The organism is Roseburia rectibacter (assembly GCF_014287515.2).
Classification (GTDB): domain Bacteria; phylum Bacillota; class Clostridia; order Lachnospirales; family Lachnospiraceae; genus Roseburia; species Roseburia rectibacter.
This window is the reverse complement of sequence record NZ_CP092473.1, coordinates 391,956-409,857: the sequence shown is the minus strand read 5'-3', so window position 1 is coordinate 409,857 and position 17,902 is coordinate 391,956. Positions and strand designations below refer to the sequence as shown.

General features: G+C 39.5%; 18 protein-coding genes and 1 pseudogene. 7 read left to right on the top strand and 12 right to left on the bottom strand.

The window, feature by feature from the left end:
- Window positions 1-76 precede the first annotated feature (76 nt).
- The 12 genes and pseudogenes from H8S51_RS01970 to H8S51_RS01915 form a co-directional block, all read right to left on the bottom strand.
- On the bottom strand, window positions 77-841 hold the full coding sequence (locus tag H8S51_RS01970; RefSeq protein ID WP_241070854.1) for a response regulator: 765 nt from the start codon (window positions 839-841) through the stop codon (window positions 77-79).
- A 12-nt stretch (window positions 842-853) separates the two neighbouring features.
- Entirely contained in the window at window positions 854-3,712 is a 2,859-nt protein-coding gene (locus H8S51_RS01965) for a response regulator (RefSeq protein ID WP_186899978.1), read from the bottom strand.
- Between the two features lie 217 nt (window positions 3,713-3,929).
- Window positions 3,930-4,163, bottom strand: coding sequence for a purine biosynthesis protein PurH (locus tag H8S51_RS01960; protein WP_117920220.1), 234 nt, complete (start codon window positions 4,161-4,163; stop codon window positions 3,930-3,932).
- A 55-nt stretch (window positions 4,164-4,218) separates the two neighbouring features.
- Window positions 4,219-4,467: pseudogene (locus H8S51_RS18350) on the bottom strand (ABC transporter ATP-binding protein); the annotation flags it as partial.
- A gap of 109 nt (window positions 4,468-4,576) precedes the next feature.
- The gene (locus H8S51_RS01950) at window positions 4,577-5,770 is read right to left on the bottom strand and encodes an HNH endonuclease domain-containing protein (protein ID WP_241070853.1); all 1,194 of its coding nucleotides are present in this window, start codon (window positions 5,768-5,770) and stop codon (window positions 4,577-4,579) included.
- A gap of 170 nt (window positions 5,771-5,940) precedes the next feature.
- Complete coding sequence (locus H8S51_RS01945) at window positions 5,941-6,381, bottom strand: hypothetical protein (RefSeq protein WP_241070852.1); 441 nt, start codon at window positions 6,379-6,381, stop codon at window positions 5,941-5,943.
- A 319-nt stretch (window positions 6,382-6,700) separates the two neighbouring features.
- Window positions 6,701-7,516, bottom strand: a complete 816-nt coding sequence (locus tag H8S51_RS01940; RefSeq protein WP_118210242.1) for an alpha/beta fold hydrolase — start codon at window positions 7,514-7,516, stop codon at window positions 6,701-6,703.
- Window positions 7,497-8,129 (bottom strand): TetR/AcrR family transcriptional regulator, encoded by a 633-nt coding sequence (locus H8S51_RS01935; RefSeq protein WP_241070851.1) that lies wholly within the window; start codon window positions 8,127-8,129, stop codon window positions 7,497-7,499. The genes H8S51_RS01940 and H8S51_RS01935 overlap by 20 nt, the downstream gene beginning before the upstream one ends.
- 99 nt (window positions 8,130-8,228) lie before the next feature.
- Entirely contained in the window at window positions 8,229-9,128 is a 900-nt protein-coding gene (locus H8S51_RS01930) for an ABC transporter permease (RefSeq protein ID WP_118592044.1), read from the bottom strand.
- A 309-nt stretch (window positions 9,129-9,437) separates the two neighbouring features.
- On the bottom strand, window positions 9,438-10,253 hold the full coding sequence (locus H8S51_RS01925; RefSeq protein WP_186899917.1) for a class I SAM-dependent methyltransferase: 816 nt from the start codon (window positions 10,251-10,253) through the stop codon (window positions 9,438-9,440).
- 250 nt (window positions 10,254-10,503) lie between these two features.
- Complete coding sequence (locus H8S51_RS01920) at window positions 10,504-11,799, bottom strand: tyrosine-type recombinase/integrase (RefSeq protein ID WP_008394179.1); 1,296 nt, start codon at window positions 11,797-11,799, stop codon at window positions 10,504-10,506.
- A gap of 86 nt (window positions 11,800-11,885) precedes the next feature.
- Window positions 11,886-12,515: a helix-turn-helix domain-containing protein gene (locus tag H8S51_RS01915; protein ID WP_015530715.1), complete on the bottom strand. Its 630-nt coding sequence runs from the start codon at window positions 12,513-12,515 to the stop codon at window positions 11,886-11,888.
- A 171-nt stretch (window positions 12,516-12,686) separates the two neighbouring features.
- On the opposite strand from H8S51_RS01915, the gene H8S51_RS01910 reads away from it, so the two are divergent.
- The 7 genes from H8S51_RS01910 to H8S51_RS01880 all read left to right on the top strand — a co-directional run bounded on the left by H8S51_RS01910 (window position 12,687) and on the right by H8S51_RS01880 (window position 17,893).
- Window positions 12,687-12,917, top strand: coding sequence for a helix-turn-helix domain-containing protein (locus H8S51_RS01910; protein WP_004843519.1), 231 nt, complete (start codon window positions 12,687-12,689; stop codon window positions 12,915-12,917).
- 140 nt (window positions 12,918-13,057) lie between these two features.
- Window positions 13,058-13,372, top strand: a complete 315-nt coding sequence (locus tag H8S51_RS01905; RefSeq protein ID WP_008394181.1) for a hypothetical protein — start codon at window positions 13,058-13,060, stop codon at window positions 13,370-13,372.
- Window positions 13,372-13,743, top strand: coding sequence for a hypothetical protein (locus tag H8S51_RS01900; protein ID WP_015561462.1), 372 nt, complete (start codon window positions 13,372-13,374; stop codon window positions 13,741-13,743). Before H8S51_RS01905 ends, H8S51_RS01900 begins: the two co-directional genes overlap by 1 nt.
- Complete coding sequence (locus H8S51_RS01895; protein ID WP_241070850.1) at window positions 13,700-15,421, top strand: MobA/MobL family protein; 1,722 nt, start codon at window positions 13,700-13,702, stop codon at window positions 15,419-15,421. The genes H8S51_RS01900 and H8S51_RS01895 overlap by 44 nt, the downstream gene beginning before the upstream one ends.
- Entirely contained in the window at window positions 15,360-16,106 is a 747-nt protein-coding gene (locus H8S51_RS01890; RefSeq protein ID WP_055156250.1) for a DUF6040 family protein, read from the top strand. Before H8S51_RS01895 ends, H8S51_RS01890 begins: the two co-directional genes overlap by 62 nt.
- A 108-nt stretch (window positions 16,107-16,214) precedes the next feature.
- Entirely contained in the window at window positions 16,215-16,883 is a 669-nt protein-coding gene (locus tag H8S51_RS01885; RefSeq protein ID WP_015520152.1) for a response regulator transcription factor, read from the top strand.
- Window positions 16,880-17,893: a sensor histidine kinase gene (locus H8S51_RS01880; RefSeq protein WP_055156115.1), complete on the top strand. Its 1,014-nt coding sequence runs from the start codon at window positions 16,880-16,882 to the stop codon at window positions 17,891-17,893. The genes H8S51_RS01885 and H8S51_RS01880 overlap by 4 nt, the downstream gene beginning before the upstream one ends.
- Window positions 17,894-17,902: the final 9 nt, after the last annotated feature.

The window sequence follows — 17,902 nt, the reverse complement described above, 5'->3', positions numbered from 1 at the left end:
TGGTGGGTTTTCAATATCAATAAAATACCCCCTGAGCAGATTTATATCATGCCTGCAAAGGAGGTATTTTTCCATATTATTTTGTCCGCTTTTTAAAGAAATCATCGATTGCTGCATGCAGTTTCTGTGCATCCATGCTCTTTAACAGATAACCGTCCGGCTTTAATGACATCACGTTCATGACTGTCTGTGCATCATTTTTTCCCGTCAGGAAAATAATCGGAATATTCTGAAATTCTGCATCTTCGCGTATCATCTGCATAAACTGCCTGCCGTCGACGATCGGCATTTCATAGTCTAATAAGATCAGATCCGGTATATTTAAGGCAAGGTATTTGATCGCCATTTCGCTGGAATTGACCGGGATCACCTGATATTTATCTTCTAACAGTGTCTTAATATTTCGAAGTATTACCCCCGAATCATCAACTGCTAAAATCGTTCTTTTTTTCATCCTGTAATATTCATCGACCTGCCGTTTGATGTTTTCCACCATCTCCACAACATTGATCGGTCTTATAAAGATATCGGTAAACATCTGTTTTGGAAGTGTTTCCCAGAGTTTCTCAAGCTCTTCCACATTTCCCATAACAAATACAGGTGTTTTATGCTTGATCGCATGATCGACGATTACCTTGACACCTACCGCCTTTTTCAAAAGTTCTGCACTTGTACAGATCAGATAGCCCTGTGGCTGTTCTTTTGTGGTAAGTGTTGTTGCCATTGCGATATTTACTACATTTGCTTTAACCTTTTCTTTTTCAAATGTACTCTCAAATGACTTCATCAGATAACTCTGTTCTTCCATCAAAATAAGAAATTCTCTTTTGTCCTCAAGCATAATAAACCTCCTTTAGTCCCGCAATAACTCCGCCATGGTATCTGTCAATTCCATAATTTCTTCCATCGATACATCCGCCACATATACACGCAGCTGATCCATGGATTCTCTTAAACATTCCGGGATCTGATATTCTTCAAGCTGCTGCATGATCAGATCCACTCCGTCAAGATCAAATTGTTCTATGCATTGATGAATCTGCTGTAACGCATCGATCCACTCGCCATCCGAAACTTCTTTTTTGGCAGCTTCCTCCTTATCTGCATAGGGACGGAGTATCGTTTTAAAACCACGGTACATCGTAAGCAGATCCGGTGTTTTTTCCTCAAGCACTGATGTGTCTGCCTGCTTACCACAACTTTCAAGTTCCTTTGCCGCCTCTGATAACGGTACTGCACCGATCAGAAGTGCGGAACTCTTTAACGCATGTACTTCAATGACATAATCATTGATCAGACCTTCTTTCAGGCACTGTTCGATCTTATTTGCCTTGCTGTCGATCGTACGGTAAAAAATCTGGATCGTTTTCATAAGGGCTGCTTTTGAACCACAACGTTTTACCCCCTCTTCAAACGAAAATCCGTCTGTTACTTCCTGTGATCTTTCTGTCTCTGCCGCAGCATCCATATCATCCTCTGTAATAAGTTCTTTTGCCTCTTCCTTAGAAATCTCGTGTATAAGCTCTTTCGGAAGCCATAACTTTAACTGATTACAGATCCGTGTAAACTCAATCGGTTTTGCAACAAAACCATTCATCCCCACATTCAAAAATTCTTTTCTCGCATCTACCATTGCATTTGCAGTGAGTGCAATGATCGGCACTTCTTTTCGTTTTTCATCCGGCAATGCACGAATCTCTTTTGTAGCTTCTATTCCATCCATAACCGGCATCATATGATCCATCAATACCAGATCATATTGATCCTGCCGAACCATCTTAACTGCCTGCATACCATTTTCCGCGGTATCTATCTGCATCTGAAGCGGCTTTAAAAGCTCCTGCGCAACCACAAGATTCAGATCATTATCATCTACAAGCAAAATATGAGCTTCCGGCGCAATAAACAGATTCTCTGCTTCTTTTTCGATCACACTCTCCTTCTGCTGCTCGTAATTAACAGCAGACATTGGTGTCGCATCAACAATGGTCTGTTCTATCGTAAAGTAAAACTTACTTCCCTTGCCATATTCGCTTTCTACTTCAATGACTCCTCCCATCATATTGACTAAATTCTGGGAAATTGTCAACCCCAGTCCGGTTCCTTCCACATAACGGTTTCTGTCCATCTCCACGCGCTGAAACGCATCGAACAGAATTTTCTGATCTTCCTTGCGGATTCCGATCCCGGTATCTGCCACCTCATAATAAAGCATTACTTTATCCGTATTTTTCTGTCTGACATGCACGGAAAAGCGGACGCTGCCTTTCTCTGTATATTTAATGGCGTTATTCACCAGGTTTATGATGACCTGACGGATACGCCCCATATCCCCTTTCAGCTTACATGGAATATCCTGATCAATATCATAGATCAGTTCCAGACCGGAATGTCCGATCCTGTTTTCCATACTAATCCTCAGATCATGAAACATCGAACATGTATCATACGGTTCATCAAACAGCTGCATTTTACCGGCTTCCATCTTTGAACAATCCAGCACATCATTGATGATCGTAAGAAGCACACGCCCGGAACTCTGGATATTCAGCAGATATTCCTGCTCCTTCGGTGAATGCCGGGAACGCAGTAAGATCTCTGTAATTCCCACAATAGAGTTCATCGGCGTACGTATCTCATGTGACATATTCGAAACGAAGTTGGTTTTGGCACGGTTGGCATCTTCCGTCTGTAATACAAGACGCTTCATCAGATGGTTCTGCTCTATGATCTTTGTCACGTCGACAATTGTCATCATATATCCCTGTATCAGTTCATTGTCCTTTAACACCGTTTCTTCCACCTGATAATGCCGGTCTTTCCAGTCAAAAAAATCCTGACTGCCCTGAATAAATGTATATATCTTATCATCCGTGCAATATCCCTGTTCCTTATTTATAGAAGTAATAATTTTATCCGCCATCGAATTTAAAAAAAGGAAACGGTGATCCGCATCTGTTACAATGACAGCTTCTTTCAGATTATCAATAATATAATTTTTTGCATTTTTTACAGGATCAAACAAGCCGTATTTTACAACGGCAATGCTCATAAAGATACAGGACAACAGAATTCCAAGAGGTGTTGGATCATCTCCTTTTAGAATTTTTAAAATGCGCAGAGACAACAGGAGCATTGGTGAAAGCATCGCTGCGATCATAAGGAAATGGATTTTTCCTTTATTGGGCATACTTCTCTGAGAGCAGTAGGAAGAGATGATGATGCCGATCGTGGTCATGATTTCTGCCAGTAAGAAAGCCATATAGACATAGTACATTGGTGCTGGAGAGATTTCCAGCGTATATCCGTTCAGGTTTGCCTTCGAAGGAGCCAGCCAGTAATCTTTATAGTATAGATGATGATAATCAACGGTTGCGATCATAACATAAAATCCCATGTTTACCACAAGAAGCAGATGAATCGCCCACTGAGGGATTTTTATATTTTTCCAGCGTATCATAAACATGAGAGCGCAGAAATTACCAAAACATTTTCCCAGGTATTCCATTTTCCCGATCACAACCATAGTTTCTTTCTGACCGCCCACAATGTAAATACTTTTTGCCACAAGTGTCACCAGACAACAGGCAATCGTTAAGATAAGCTCCCCTCTATAGTTTGTATCTTCCTTCCGGAAAACAATCACCAGTAAATCAAAAGCCACAAGAACACCAAATATATGAAGTAACAGCCACAAAGCCGCAAATGTCATCACTTACGCTCCCCCTTCTGTTCCTGCACATAACTAGTACATTTTTACCATTATATCATGTCCTGGTGGGTTTGATAACTGGTTTTTCGTAAATTTTAGTTGACTTTAATTTTCAACATCTGTTGCCAAAGCTGCCCGCACTCTCTTTTTTCAAATCCGGCTGCTTTTCAAACGTACATGATGGATTCCTTTTACGAAACTCATTTGATTTTCCTCCTTATCTTCCCTGAGACCCGCAGCCTTCTCTTCCAGGCATATCCTCACTTTTCACATAGCGGGCATTGAACTCCATATTGATCTCGCGCAATTCTTTTTTCCCATCAATATAATCCTGATACATTTCCACAAGTCCTGACATGCAGCCATCGCAGGCTGCATCTATGTTTCCTAATGATTCTGCCACGATCTTTTCACGTTCTTCTTTTGTTGTCTCGGAAATTAAATATCCCATTGTCATTCTCTCCTTTTTCAAGTACCATGATCGCATTGGAATTTCTTACGGTGGAAAGCCTGTGTGCGATCGTGCCTGTAAACAAATGTGTATCCTGTATTACCATGGAAAGAGAACGCCGCAGGTCATCTTTCCTGATATCTTTGACGTCGATCCCATCATATGTGATCTGTCCCGGTTTTGCAAACAATGATATTCCGTTCAGCACCGTTTTCTCCGGCACATAGCCGAACACGACATCATGGAAACGCACATCTCCCTTTAACAGTGTCAGTTCTTCTGATGACAGTTTCCACGCATAAGGCAAAAATAAACCTCTTAACTCTTTCGGCTTTACGATTTTGTATACCTGAACGGAACTTATTTCGTAAATAAATGCAAAATATCTATAAAGGTAGCCAATCCAATATATTTCATGCAAGATTCCAAATTTGGTAACCTTGCCTTCTTGCCGAATCGTATACGGGATGCATATTTTTATCCAATATCTTACAGAACTCCTCTCTTGAATTTCCTTTTCGATAAAGTTCCTGATTTGCCCAAATGGAATGTAAATTGTCTCTGTAACAGGCTTCATATAACTTGTAAATTCCAGGCTTTTCATGCATCTTTTCATATAAAATAAACTGATTATCTGCAAACTTAGAAAAAAACAAATCCCATTTTGGGAGCTTGTTATTTTTCCTGGAATTCCAAATGGAATCCATCGGCATGAGATTCCAGAGTTCATCATTCATCACAAATGAGTGTGGAATAAAATGATCCAGATCATATTCTTGTGTATTGATTGGTTCACCCTTAAATACATCTATAATTGGCGTAATTTCCATCACCGCGTCCCAAAGCTTTCTTGCATTTTCCAACTTGCGTATTTTTTCATCTGCGGAGGTAAGTTTATATACCAATCCCGGAACTTCCGGATTATTATTCTGCAGCCACCTAACCTTTTCCAACTGAATCCAACCGAGAATGTTTACGGTATTGTCCCGAATCATTTGAAACCAGTCCTCTTGAAAGGTAATCACTCTTTTCAGACTTTTACCATCATTAAATGTATAGGGCAATAAGATTTCGGTCTGGCTTAGTTTGTTATAATATTCCATCATTCTTCCGGCACTGCTTTCCAGATTAATCTTCTCGACTCCACGATTTGCAAAGCCAGACAAAGCCTTGTAAGGAACATTTTTCGTGAGGTCTTTTTTGTAAGTGCCAAGTTCTTTATCCTCCGAAAACTCCAGCAATTTATTTATGATTTCTACGTCACTTGCATTGTTTGCAAGTCCACTTAATTTCTGTAATCTTAATACGGCTTTTTCAAGATTATCCTTAATAATTCCTTCCCCATAGATTCCACTTAAGTGGATGTGATACTCAAGAACCGGATACCAGGCATTTGATATCATTTTGTTGATGATTTCATCGTAGGCAGCTTCTTTTTTATTAGCAGATATCAGCTGCACAATTGCTTCGAGCCAATAAAACTTATAGCTGCACGTTGGAGAATTCATCATTTTAGAAAATCCATCTATGTCAAGCTTGTTGTAGTATTTCTTGTCGATGGGTAAATCAGCCAATATCTCACCTTCTCCCTTGATTATCTGTTTCAATTCGTCTTTTAAAATTGTAACTTTTTTTATTACAATTTTAAAATATCATGATGTTGGGGGCAAAACCATAAATAACTTTTCCCCTATTTCTATAGCACCTTGAAAAATTCATAATTTGTAGTATGTCGCCGGATTTTAGAAGATATATGCCGGGGCTTTCCTGCCTTGTTTTATGCAAGTACCGGATTTTGAGCGTAATGTCCTAAGCCCTTCACATAATTGAAGAGTTTCCGGAAATTCAATGCGGCTATTTTGGAACCGAAAGAGAACTTGCCACGCTGTTTTCCACGGGGCATCTTTTCCAAATGGTAATTCTTTCGAATATTTGACGGAACAGTTTCCACTCCATTACGGAGAATGCAAGTGTATATCAGTTCCATCCGGCTTAGTTTGCGGATGTTGGATTCAATCATCATGGAATCCATTCGTCTGACTTTGCCGCTGATTCCCATCAATTTTACAATGGAAGCACTTAGATCTTTCACACAGTCATGGTAGAGATCCTTATTATGAAGGGCATACTGAATTCGAAAATCCAGCATAAGATTTTCAACTTTCTCATCATCGGAATAATCAAAAAGCTCTTTGATGATGAGCGCGCCAACGATCACATTTACCGGAGTATTCGGTCTGGATGCCTTATCATTGTATAATACAGAAAAGCGCTTTTCATCAATAGCAGGAAATATTTTATCGGCAAAGATTTTTGCCCAGGATTTTTGCCCAGGATTTTTCCTCAGGATTTTTCCTGTGCTTTCTGTTCTCTGGCAGTTAATCCGGAAAAACTATCTGTAAATGACATTTGCTGGTAAGCGTTTTCCTTAAATGACATAGAGAATACCTTCTTTCTTAAGATATCTCTATTATACAGCAAGTAAACTATTTATGCCTATATTTACTACAAAATAGTGCAATCTGTGAATTTCCTTCCTAATCTACCTCGCTGATAAATTTTTCTATAAGCCTGTTTACTTCATCCGGCTGGTCGGTATTGGAATTATGACCGGCATTTTTTATCCATTTAAGCGGTAACCCTTCTCTCTGATGCCATTTCTTATTATAGCTTTTTGCTGAGCCCGCTTTATCCTTTTCTCCACAGATAAGTAACGCCGGACAACTGATACGATATGGCAGATCTGCTTTGATTGCTTCAGCAAGCATTCTGTACCCGAAGCCGGCAAGCCTTGCGTATTCTTTAGGGTCTGCATCATAGGACATCATCATTTTCCGCATAAGATTCTGACCATAATCTGTCTCAGCGCACCCTCTTGACCCTGCCCTAAGAAGCGCTTTCCATGGATATATTTTATATAATGGCTCTGCTCTTTCAAGAAGCCATATTTCCATTGCAGTCATATAAGACTTTTGAAGCGGTGCAGAATCAATAGAAATAAACCCCTTTATCTTATCCGGATATAATTCCATATGCATTTGAGCCAGATATCCACCCATAGACTGACCAATAATGATCGGATGATAAATTTCTTCTTTTGCTAAGATTTCATAAAGCCATTCTGCCATGTCAGCCAGACTGTAATTATTCGTAAATGGTCTGGATAATGCATGTGATGGTGCATCCCATACAAACACATTCTGTTTATTCTCAAAATATTCTATCTGCTTCTCAAAAAGTCTGTGATCTGCTGTAAGTCCCGGTAAAAATACTAACGTAATTTTCTCCTTGTCTATTATATTTACAAAATAACGGATGCAGCCACAGGATGTCTTATAACTGTTTTCTATCATTTTCCGTCCCCTTTCCATAAACCATTTCCCAATGATTTATCATTTCCAGATATTCCTGCTCAAAAACAGTTACATCATAATTTCCTGTTCTGTACCAATGCTTCAGCATCCCTTCTGAAGCATATAGAATTTCTTTATATATACGAACAAATTCTATATCCTTACGGATGAAATCGAGATTCAAAATTGACAAAAGCAATTCCAATGTCGTTTGGGTAACATCCTGTACATACGGTTGGATAGTTGATTGAATATCCGGCTCTGTTTCAAAGTATGAATTTATGGAAAATAAAGACAAAAATGTGTATTTTCTCATCACTGCACACTTAGCCATCAGACCCCGACGCATCATTTCAAAAAAATCATCTGTTTCATATACCTTATATTTACACATGTATTTTTTTGTTAAATCCGCTGCATGATTCCATAAAAAAATATACAGCTCCTGCTTGTTATGAAAATAATGAAACAAAAGTGACTTGGAAATTCCGGCTTCTGCTGCAATTTCTGAGGTTGGTGCCTTTTTATATTGATTCATTGCAAATACTTTATATGCTGCATTCAATATTTGAGATTGTTTTTCTACAGGCAAAGCATAAAATTTATAATTCATAAGCCGCCTCCGTTGACCAATTAGGTTAATGCGAGTATACACCCGTTGACCGATTAACGGAAGACCTCATTTGACCATCACTTCAATGACTAGGCTCCTTTACCTGTTTTCTTTTTCCGGCAGACAAGTCATAAGAAGAAAAATTGCTCCCAATACCACGATACTGCCCGCCATAATTAATATCATCTGTGTTGTATTAACTACATTTCCATGAAACTGCGGATTACAGTCTAACGTTTCCCTTATTGCCGTTATCAGCTCCTCTGGCAGCTTCTCACTCTCCATCTCCTCAAATATGCCACGAAGCATATGATTCTTAATAAGTGAAGTTCCATAAGTCCCCGGAAGATATGACAATGCTTTCTGCAATCCAGAGCCAAAATTAGAGATTGGCATATATGCTCCACAGATAAAGCCATAGCCTGCGCTGACAATCGTTCCTACTGCTGACATCTGCCCCTGCGTAGTAAGCGGATAACTTATAATACTTGAAAGTGTACTTCCAAATAGCACCAGAAGAATCTCATCAATAATAATCCAAAGCACATCCACAAAGCTTAAATACCAGCCCATTTTTCCTATGTAAAGAAGTCCGATCACAAGTGCCAGCCCATTTACAAGCAATGAATTCAGCACTGTTGCAAGGAAATATCCAAGATATATCTTTGAGCGACTTATCGGTGAAACATTTAAGTCCTTCCTTATACCATTCACCTTGTCCTGAACCATTGTAAGATTCACGCAGAATGTAACTGTTACACAGCTTACTGCTAAGAGAGCGGCAACTAGCTGGGATGCAACTGTCCCATCAATCAACTTTTCCGCAATCGTAAATCCTTCCGGAAATGCTGATGTAAAAGAGTCCTTATAAACCTTTGCTAAAAATGTTGCATACAATACAATCAAAATAAATGGTGTGATAAGTGCAGAAAAAAACATTCCTTTATCTCTAAAAAATAATTTCCTGTTCCTATTCATAAGAGAAATAACTGCCTTCATTCGTTTTCACCTCCCAGTACCTTGCCTGTTACCGCAAGAAATACATCATCCATTCCGCCCTTTACTACCTCGTAATCTCTAAATATATCCTGATGTTTAACTATAAGCTTTGTTGCTTCAATGTCTATATGAGCATTACTAAGATGCATAATATATGAACCAAGATGCATTAAAACACAAAAAGGACGCAGGATTACTCCCACGCCCCAATTACTATCTGGCTTTATCTGTCCTTACCATTGGCACTTCTTTCGCTGCTTCAACCTTCATATCTGCACCGCTTCTTTACATTCACGTATAAAGACTCTTTCACATGCTTTGATCGTCTTTTTCAAATATCAGAATCTTCTGCGTAACCTTTTTTGCAATCGGTAATAACGACAAAAGTCTGTATGCAGATGAAAATAACTCCATGCCACGAAGAATATTATCATCTTTTATTTTATGATACCCTGTTGTCATATTCCCAAGGTCTTCAAAATGATCTGCACCGAAGACAAATTTTGAGCCTGTTTGCTGTATGGATTTTTCTATTCCTTCTTTCTTTACCCATGCCTTTGCCAGACATTCCATAAGAATACAGGCATTATCAAAGTTGTCCTTTATTATTTTTAATATCTTACCGTTTTCTTCTGCTGTCAGATACATTGATAATCCTTCAATGATAAAAAGCATTTTCCCCCGCACTTTTACTTCTTTTGACCATGCAGGGTCAAGTGCAGAAATTCCTATCGTAGAAACACGTCCTGATTCCTCGAAAATCTGCTTGCGGATTGCTATCGTTTCTGGCAGATCCAGATTGTACCAGGTGATTTTACCATTATCCATGCGATAAAATCTCGTATCCAGACCACAGGCAATATTAACCACCGTACAATCAGGATTTTTCTCTATAAAATTCTTTACTAATTCATCAAAAACTATCGTTCTAGCAATTACCCCTTTCCCCATCGTAGAATCCCTAGCCGCTGTAGAAAAATCATAATCAATTCTGTCGACTAATTCTACCGCCTTTGCATCATAGAATTTATTATGCTTACTTTTGGAATATTGGGCTCTGGCATAAAAGCTCTGGAGCATTGTCTCAGCACTGCCACTGATAGTAGGTTTTATTCTTTCACTCATACATTTACCTTTTTTGCAATATAATTAGTTTCGACTAACTTGATTGTAACACATTTTATGAAAATAAACAATTCAATTTGACGTGTCTTGGAGACAGTCCCCATAAACTTCTTAAACTGGAATTTATATAATTATCTCTCTAACTTTCCCCATTTTATAGGCTTTCCCGCCTGTCCATTAGTGAAATGATATGTAGTTTCCCTTATTTTTGCCCTTATGAGATAATCACAAGGGAAATAAGGGAAATTTTTTAGTCATTGCCTACCACTTTATCAAGAAGCCGAACCGATTTTCGTTTCGCATCTCTTGTGGAGTGAGCATAGACGTTCATTGTGGTACTGACATCTGAGTGTCCTAACAATTCCTGCACATCTTTTGGGGCAGCTCCATTTGCTAAAAGGTTGCTTGCATAGGTGTGACGTAACTGGTGGAAATGAAAGCCTTCAAATCCCTCTAATGTTTTTGCTACCTTTCTGCATACCGTTCCCAAAGTAGTCGGAAGTTCCAGACAGCCATCAGGTCTTAAGCAGACGAAAGAAATTTCTTTATAATCTGCCGGGACTTCCTCTGTTCTGTCTAAGCAATAATACTCGTAGTACACTCTGTTTTTCTCTTTGACCTCTTTGTAGTAGTTCGTGTGATAAAGTTCTCCATACTGCATTCGATTTTTTAACTGCTCTTTCCGGGCATTACGGAAAATCTCTACCAGCGTATCTCCAAAATCAACAATCCTCACTTTTTTCCGCTTGGTTGGTCCGATGATATATTTGCGTTTTGAGCCATCATATCGGATGCTGCGTCTTATGGTAAGGCATTGTTCTTCCAGATTTACGTCCTGCCATGCCAAACCACAGGCTTCTCCAATACGAAGCCCGGCATAATAGGCTATCTGGATTGGAAGTATTGCGGCTGGGTTCTTTTTTTGAAGATACGTAAGCAGTCTTTCATAATCTTCTCGTGAAATTGGTTGGATATTTCCGTCCATGTCCTCATCCGAAAACAAATCAACTTCGTCCGTCTGATACCGCAGTTTAATATACTGCATGGGATTGAACGTAATATACTGTTTTGGAAATACTGCAAAGCGGAAGGACTGCTGCATGACTGCGGAAAAAGAATGGATGTAATCTTTGCTGTAACCCTTTTTCTCTTTTCCATCGGGATGAACTCCCCCAAAGGAAAGCAAATCAAAGAAGGATTGCAAATGCTCAGAGGTTACATTTTTTAATTTCCGTTCTGCCAATGGGTGTTTCTTGATATTTCGGATTGTTCCGAGGTAATTCTCCACAGTACCATTGCTGAGCGTACCTGTTTTTAATTCCTCCTCTGCCCACACATCCAGAAGTTGTCCGACTGTGAGATTTTCCGCTTTGGCAACAAATTTCTTTTTTTCATAATCATCCATTGCCTGACGGAGCAGCTTTTCAGTTTCACTTTTGCTTTCTGTTCCAACGCATTCTTTTTGAACAAGATTGCCGCTTGCGTCCTCTACATAGAAGCGGTAGTACCATTTCTTTCCTTTTTTTCTTACAGATCCTTTTGCCATAATCGTATATCTCCTTTCGATATTAGACAATCGGAACTGATGAAATGCTTCGTGCGTGTAAGTATATCATAACTCCGGTTGTCTTACTATACCGATTCGGAATCTTCGTATAAGACTTCTGATAAAAGATTTGCAAGCCTTTGTTCTGCTGTTTTTGGTTTCTTGGAATAGAGCCTTACAACGTCTGCCATCTCATTAAGAGCATTGATGGTAGGAGTGATTTCCCTTAAGAACATAATCTCATTATATTCCTCATTCGATTCAAACCCTATTGTTTTGGCAATATCCGTCTGACCAGCATTCCCCTTGAAATTTTTGCAGGCGAACTGGAAGGAATCCAAAAACAGACCATATTGTTTTAACATCAGCAGTAATAAATCTTTTGAAAAAGCATCTTCTTCTTTGGTAAGGGCAAGCGGTAACTGTTCCAGAATATCTCCCATCGCATCACGAATCTGTAACTCTCTCTTATCCGTAATGTCGGTTTCATATTCATCTGTTTCCCCTTTGAGCCATTCCACAGATACATGGAGTGCTTCCGAAAGACCTTCCAGCACCATTTTTTTCGTATTGTCAATCGAACCATTCTCATAACGCAGGATTGTAGAAGCGGTAACCCCCATCTTTTCTGCGACATAAGGCTGTGTCAGATTCAATTCCAGACGGCGCTGTTTTACTCTGCTGCCTATCAGCTTGCGTAGTTCTTTATCTTTCATGCTGACTGCCTCCTTTTTCGGTATGTATGAATTATAGCATTGTTTTTCCAAAATTGCAATATGCAACATAAAGTTTGTTTTTGATATTTCGTAACGCTTGACAAAAAGATATGAAAAGGATATACTTACATCACAAGAATTGCATAATGCAATTTATAAGGAGGTGATTATATGACGCAAAGAAAAATTGCATTATCCATCGAAGAAGCTGCTGACTATACGGGAATCGGCAGAAATACCTTAAGACAGCTTGTAGAATGGAAGAAACTTCCAGTATTAAAGGTTGGTCGCAAAGTCCTGATTAAAACCGATATTCTGGAAATGTTTATGGAAGCTAATGAAGGTCGTGATTTGAGGGATAGAGGAAATGTAAAAGCCGTAACAAGAACTGCGGCAAATTAAAAAGGCGGCTTCCGAAGAAACCGCCAAAGGTTCTATCAGACCGAAGCCATGATATACCTACACGCAAGAAGATTATACCATGTGCTTCTTCTGATACGCAACCGAGAACTTATGTTTGTGAAGGAAAGGAGAATGTAAGAATGGCAAAATCAACAAAAAGTTATGAAGAACGAATGCTTGAAATGGAAAAGAAGGAACAGGAAAGCCTTGAAAAAGCAAAACGATATGCAGCACAGAAGAAAGAACTTCTAAAACGAAAGAAAGCCGAAGAAAGTAAAAAACGAACCCATAGGCTCTGTCAGGTTGGCGGTGCGGTGGAATCCGTTCTTGGTGCGACTATTGAGGAGGAAGACATCCCAAAGCTGATTGGTTTTCTGAAAAAGCAGGAAGCCAATGGGAAATTTTTCTCAAAGGCAATGCAGAAAGAAACAAATACCGATATGGAGGAAGTGTAATGGCGGATGGGATGAGTTTTTCATTCCCTTCATTGCTTTTTCATGAAGGGCGCACTTATGGACAACCAGAGGTCGTCCCAATAAGTTTGCCACAAGTGGCAACCGGTCTGCGCTCACGCTTGCCGGGCTCGTTCCGTCGGCGGGGCTTTCAGCCAGACCTGCTCATGCCACAGGAGGCACTCTTCGCCAGAGAGGCGCATTCCATGCAGGCTGCTATGCGCAGGGCACTCTTACGCAGAGGGCGTTCTGGCAATGCTGCTTTTTCTAAAATCGAAAGCAATGTTGCCGGAAATCTATACCGGATGTGCAGAAAGGAGGAATCCAGATATGGCGATTTTTCATTACACAATCAAAATAGTCGGACGAAGTAAAGGGAAATCTGTTATCTCCGCTTCCGCATATCTCAATGGGGATGTGATGAAAAACGAGGAAACCGGGAGAATCAGTTATTACACTTCTAAAAAAGAAGTGGTCTACACCAGTCTGATGATGTGTGAAAACGCACCTCCTGAATGGCAGATAGTACCAGAAGAAAATATAAAACGCTTTCAAAAATCTGTCCGCTACAAAAGGTCAGAAGATAAAGAAGCTGCTTTAGAAAAATTCAAAATCACATTTCAGAAACAAAGATTATGGAATGAGGTATTGAAGATTGAAAAAAGTGCGGATGCCCAACTTGGCAGGTCATTTGAATTTGCCCTCCCAAAAGAATGGAGCAGACAGGAACAGATTCAATATACATCCGACTATATCCAAAAAACATTTGTGGATAAGGGAATGTGTGCTGATTGGAGTATCCACGACAAAGGGGATGGCAACCCCCATGTCCACCTGCTTCTGACGATGCGACCTTTTAACCCGGACCATTCTTGGGGAAAGAAAGAAGTCAAGGATTGGGATTTTGTCAGAGATAAAAGCGGAAATATCGTGATTGACGAATCCCACCCGGACTGGTGGCAGGATAAGAAAAACCCTGACCGTCATGGAATCCGTATCCCTGTATTAGACGAAAACGGAATCCAGAAGATTGGTGCAAGAAACCGCCTGCAATGGAAACGGGTGCTGACCGATGCTACTGGATGGAACAATCCCAAAAATTGTGAGCTGTGGCGGAGTGAGTGGGCAAAGGTGTGTAATGAACATCTTCCTTTGCATAATCAGGTTGATCACCGTTCTTATGAAAAACAGGGAAAACTCCAGATTCCTACCATCCATGAAGGCGCTGACGCAAGAAAGATTGAACAAAAGTTTCTTGCCGGGCAGGAAATAAAAGGTTCGTGGAAAGTAGCGGAAAATCAAATCATAAAACAACAAAACACGTTATTGCAAAAGATACTGGACACCTTTGGAAAAGTATCGGGTGCATTATCATTATGGAAGGAGCGATTAAATGACATTAGAAGAAAGCCGGGAAATTATACCCTTAATGGAATCCATGATTGGGCAAATCGAAGAACAGCAGACCTTAATGGCAGAAATGATTCTGGAAATGCAGAATCGGGACACCCAACTCTCTCTTATGCAGGAACAGAATCAGAAATTGCAAAAATTAAACAGCGAGTTATCCGAGCTGCTCAACATTTTGCCAAATACCGAGGAACTGCTTTCCAAGATGGAAGAACAGAAAACGAAGATAGAACTTTTGGAAAACGAAAATCAGCAATGGCAGAAATTGGTACAGAAGCTGAACAGCGAAAACAGTTTATTACTGAAACAGAACACCGAATTGCTGAACTGGAACAGCAGATAGAGAAAGGACGTGATATAGATGAACGAATCCAGAGAATCAAAGAACGCCGAACAGTTGGAAGAACTTCTCCTCTTGACCGAGGAGATACAAGAAGAACTGGAACAGAAAGACCAGCTTATCGTGGAACTAAAGACGCAGCTCAACGAATCTCTGACCTTGAACGAGAAATTAAACAAAGAGAACAGAGCCGGGAATATTCAAGCATTAAAGAACGACTTGAAGCTAGCAGACAGAGCATTGCGGAACGAGAAAGAGAAGCTGCGAAGCGCAAACGTCACGATAGGGGAATGTCAAGATAAAATACGATGCTTAACACAACAACGGGATTATGCCCGGACACATCAGAAAATCGTAGAGATACCGGTAGAAAAGCCGGTACCCTATGAAAAATGTGAAGCCTGTGACCGGACAGCCTATCAGAATGAAAAAGCGAAATACGAAACACAAAAAGAGCGACTTGCAGGACAGTATAAAGCAAAAACGGTAATGTTCCAAACAACCTTGTTCCTTCTTGCATGGTATTCGCTGACAACCACTCTTTTTCAGGCAGTACAGTCAGATGTGTTTCTTTCCGATTGCAAATCATTCTTCCATGATGCAGCGTCATTCATACAAACTTTTATCGGTTGGACGATTGAGGTCGGGCAATCTGTGGCACAGATTAGCACAAAAATTCCAAATCCTTTTATAGCCGGAATGGTATATTGGATATTGCTAATATTGATTGTAGGAATATGTGTGGCAGGAACAGGGATACTGGCGATACTGATAGAAATAAAGGTTATAGAATTATATAGGGAAAAGTGTTGGGATGTCATTACTCTACTGATGATACTGACAAGTGCTGCTGTCATCATTTATTTTGGAGAAGCAATCAAAAAAGCACTGTCAGTAAATCTTCTATTGCTTTTTGTACTTTTGCAGGGCGCATATGTTGGACTTAGGTGTTATTTAGAATCGTACCTTGAGAAAAGAAACTATTAAGCATTTTTTACAAAGCTATGTACAAAATCATTCTAAAATTCCCATTCAATAATACGATTGAGAAAACCTCTCTGATACAGTATAATAAAGTGTTAGGGAGGTATCTCTATGAAGGAAAAAATACTAATCATTGAAGATGATTTTACGATACAAACACAGCTTAAAACTCTTTTGTATGGGAATGGATATGAAGTATTTGCAGTTACGGATTTTTCCCAAACAATAGAGCAGTTAAAAGAAGCTGCACCACATCTGGTTATTCTGGATATAAAACTTCCGGGGAATAACGGTTTTGAAATATGTTCTCAAATTCGCACTTTTTCAGATATTCCGATTGTATTTGTAACAAGCAGCAATACAGATATGGACGAACTAAACAGCATTATGCTGGGTGGAGATGCGTTTATCACAAAGCCTTATAATCCTGCTATTCTTCTTGCTAAAATTGCTGCATTGTTAAAGAAAGCCTACCGTTCCTCTCAAACAGAAATTTATATGTGGAAAGAAGCTACCCTGCATTTGGAGAGTAGTATGATAGAGTACAAAGGACAGAAAGCAGAATTGACAAAGAATGAATTGAAAATCCTCTACTACCTTTTTAAGAACGCTGGAAAAATCTGTTCCAGAAATGATATTGTGGATTTTCTTTGGGATAATCAGCTTTATGTTGATGATAATGCCCTAAGTGTCAATATTACCCGTATTCGTGACAAACTGGCAACAATCGGACTTGTAGATTTCATTAAAACAAAACACAGGCAAGGATATACATTATGAATGGAAAACAATATTTGAAAAATCAACTCCCCGTTATTTTAATCAATCTGCTGGGTATGCTTGCCTTTGCCTTGTTCCTGATTGCAAGCGATAATCCTATCCAAACAGTCCTGTTTATTCTTGCGGTCTGGTCGATTGTCCTTGTTTTATCTTTGCTGACTTTTTATTTCTCACGAAAAAAGTATCTGAATAAATTGCTCAATATGACGGAGCAATTAGAAGAACGATATTTATTGCCGGAAATCATGCAAGTGCCGGAAAGGGCTGATGAACAGGTTTTTTACCAGATTATGAAAATGGCTGAAAAATCCATGTTGGAACGGATTGGCGAAGTACAGAGGGAACGCAGGGAATATAAAGAATACATTGAACAATGGATACACGAAGTAAAAACACCAATTACAGCTATGAAGCTGCTGTGTGAGAATAACCGTTCTCCCTTTTCCAGAGAGGTATTGGCAGAGTTAGAGAATATCAATCAATATACAGAACAGGCACTTTACTATGCCAGAAGTGAACACGCTGAAAAAGACTATTCTGTCCGTGAAGTCAATTTATGCGATGTTGTGAATAGTGCAATCGCAGATAATAAGTATCTTTTGCGTCAAAGTAATATGTCAATTCAGATAGACGATATAGAAACAATGGTTTACACTGATGAAAAATGGGTGCGGTTCATCTTAAATCAGATTATCGGTAATGCAATCAAATACCATGCAGAGCAGCCTATTTTGCACTTTGGGGCAACAAAAACGAATGACAAGATTGTGCTATCTATCAGCGATAATGGGATAGGTATTCCTAAAAGTGATTTACCCCGTATTTTTGAAAAAGGATTTACAGGTCAGAATGGGCGAACCGGGAAAAATTCTACTGGAATTGGCTTATATCTTTGCAAGCGTCTATGTGATAAACTGGGAATAGGACTTACTGCTTATTCCGAAAACAGAGGAACAACGATTTCACTTATCTTTCAAATGAATGATTTTATTATCGGAGTGCAGGGCTGACAGGTTCTG

Bases quoted from the DNA above. Each gene is read 5' to 3' on its own strand.
- H8S51_RS01970 (WP_241070854.1), bottom strand. From the start codon at position 841: ATGCTTGAGGACAAAAGAGAATTTCTTATTTTGATGGAAGAACAGAGT.
- H8S51_RS01965 (WP_186899978.1), bottom strand. From the start codon at position 3,712: ATGACATTTGCGGCTTTGTGGCTGTTACTTCATATATTTGGTGTTCTT.
- H8S51_RS01960 (WP_117920220.1), bottom strand. From the start codon at position 4,163: ATGGGATATTTAATTTCCGAGACAACAAAAGAAGAACGTGAAAAGATC.
- H8S51_RS01940 (WP_118210242.1), bottom strand. From the start codon at position 7,516: ATGATAGAAAACAGTTATAAGACATCCTGTGGCTGCATCCGTTATTTT.
- H8S51_RS01935 (WP_241070851.1), bottom strand. From the start codon at position 8,129: ATGAATTATAAATTTTATGCTTTGCCTGTAGAAAAACAATCTCAAATA.
- H8S51_RS01930 (WP_118592044.1), bottom strand. From the start codon at position 9,128: ATGAAGGCAGTTATTTCTCTTATGAATAGGAACAGGAAATTATTTTTT.
- H8S51_RS01925 (WP_186899917.1), bottom strand. From the start codon at position 10,253: ATGAGTGAAAGAATAAAACCTACTATCAGTGGCAGTGCTGAGACAATG.
- H8S51_RS01920 (WP_008394179.1), bottom strand. From the start codon at position 11,799: ATGGCAAAAGGATCTGTAAGAAAAAAAGGAAAGAAATGGTACTACCGC.
- H8S51_RS01915 (WP_015530715.1), bottom strand. From the start codon at position 12,515: ATGAAAGATAAAGAACTACGCAAGCTGATAGGCAGCAGAGTAAAACAG.
- H8S51_RS01910 (WP_004843519.1), top strand. From the start codon at position 12,687: ATGACGCAAAGAAAAATTGCATTATCCATCGAAGAAGCTGCTGACTAT.
- H8S51_RS01905 (WP_008394181.1), top strand. From the start codon at position 13,058: ATGGCAAAATCAACAAAAAGTTATGAAGAACGAATGCTTGAAATGGAA.
- H8S51_RS01900 (WP_015561462.1), top strand. From the start codon at position 13,372: ATGGCGGATGGGATGAGTTTTTCATTCCCTTCATTGCTTTTTCATGAA.
- H8S51_RS01895 (WP_241070850.1), top strand. From the start codon at position 13,700: ATGGCGATTTTTCATTACACAATCAAAATAGTCGGACGAAGTAAAGGG.
- H8S51_RS01885 (WP_015520152.1), top strand. From the start codon at position 16,215: ATGAAGGAAAAAATACTAATCATTGAAGATGATTTTACGATACAAACA.
- H8S51_RS01880 (WP_055156115.1), top strand. From the start codon at position 16,880: ATGAATGGAAAACAATATTTGAAAAATCAACTCCCCGTTATTTTAATC.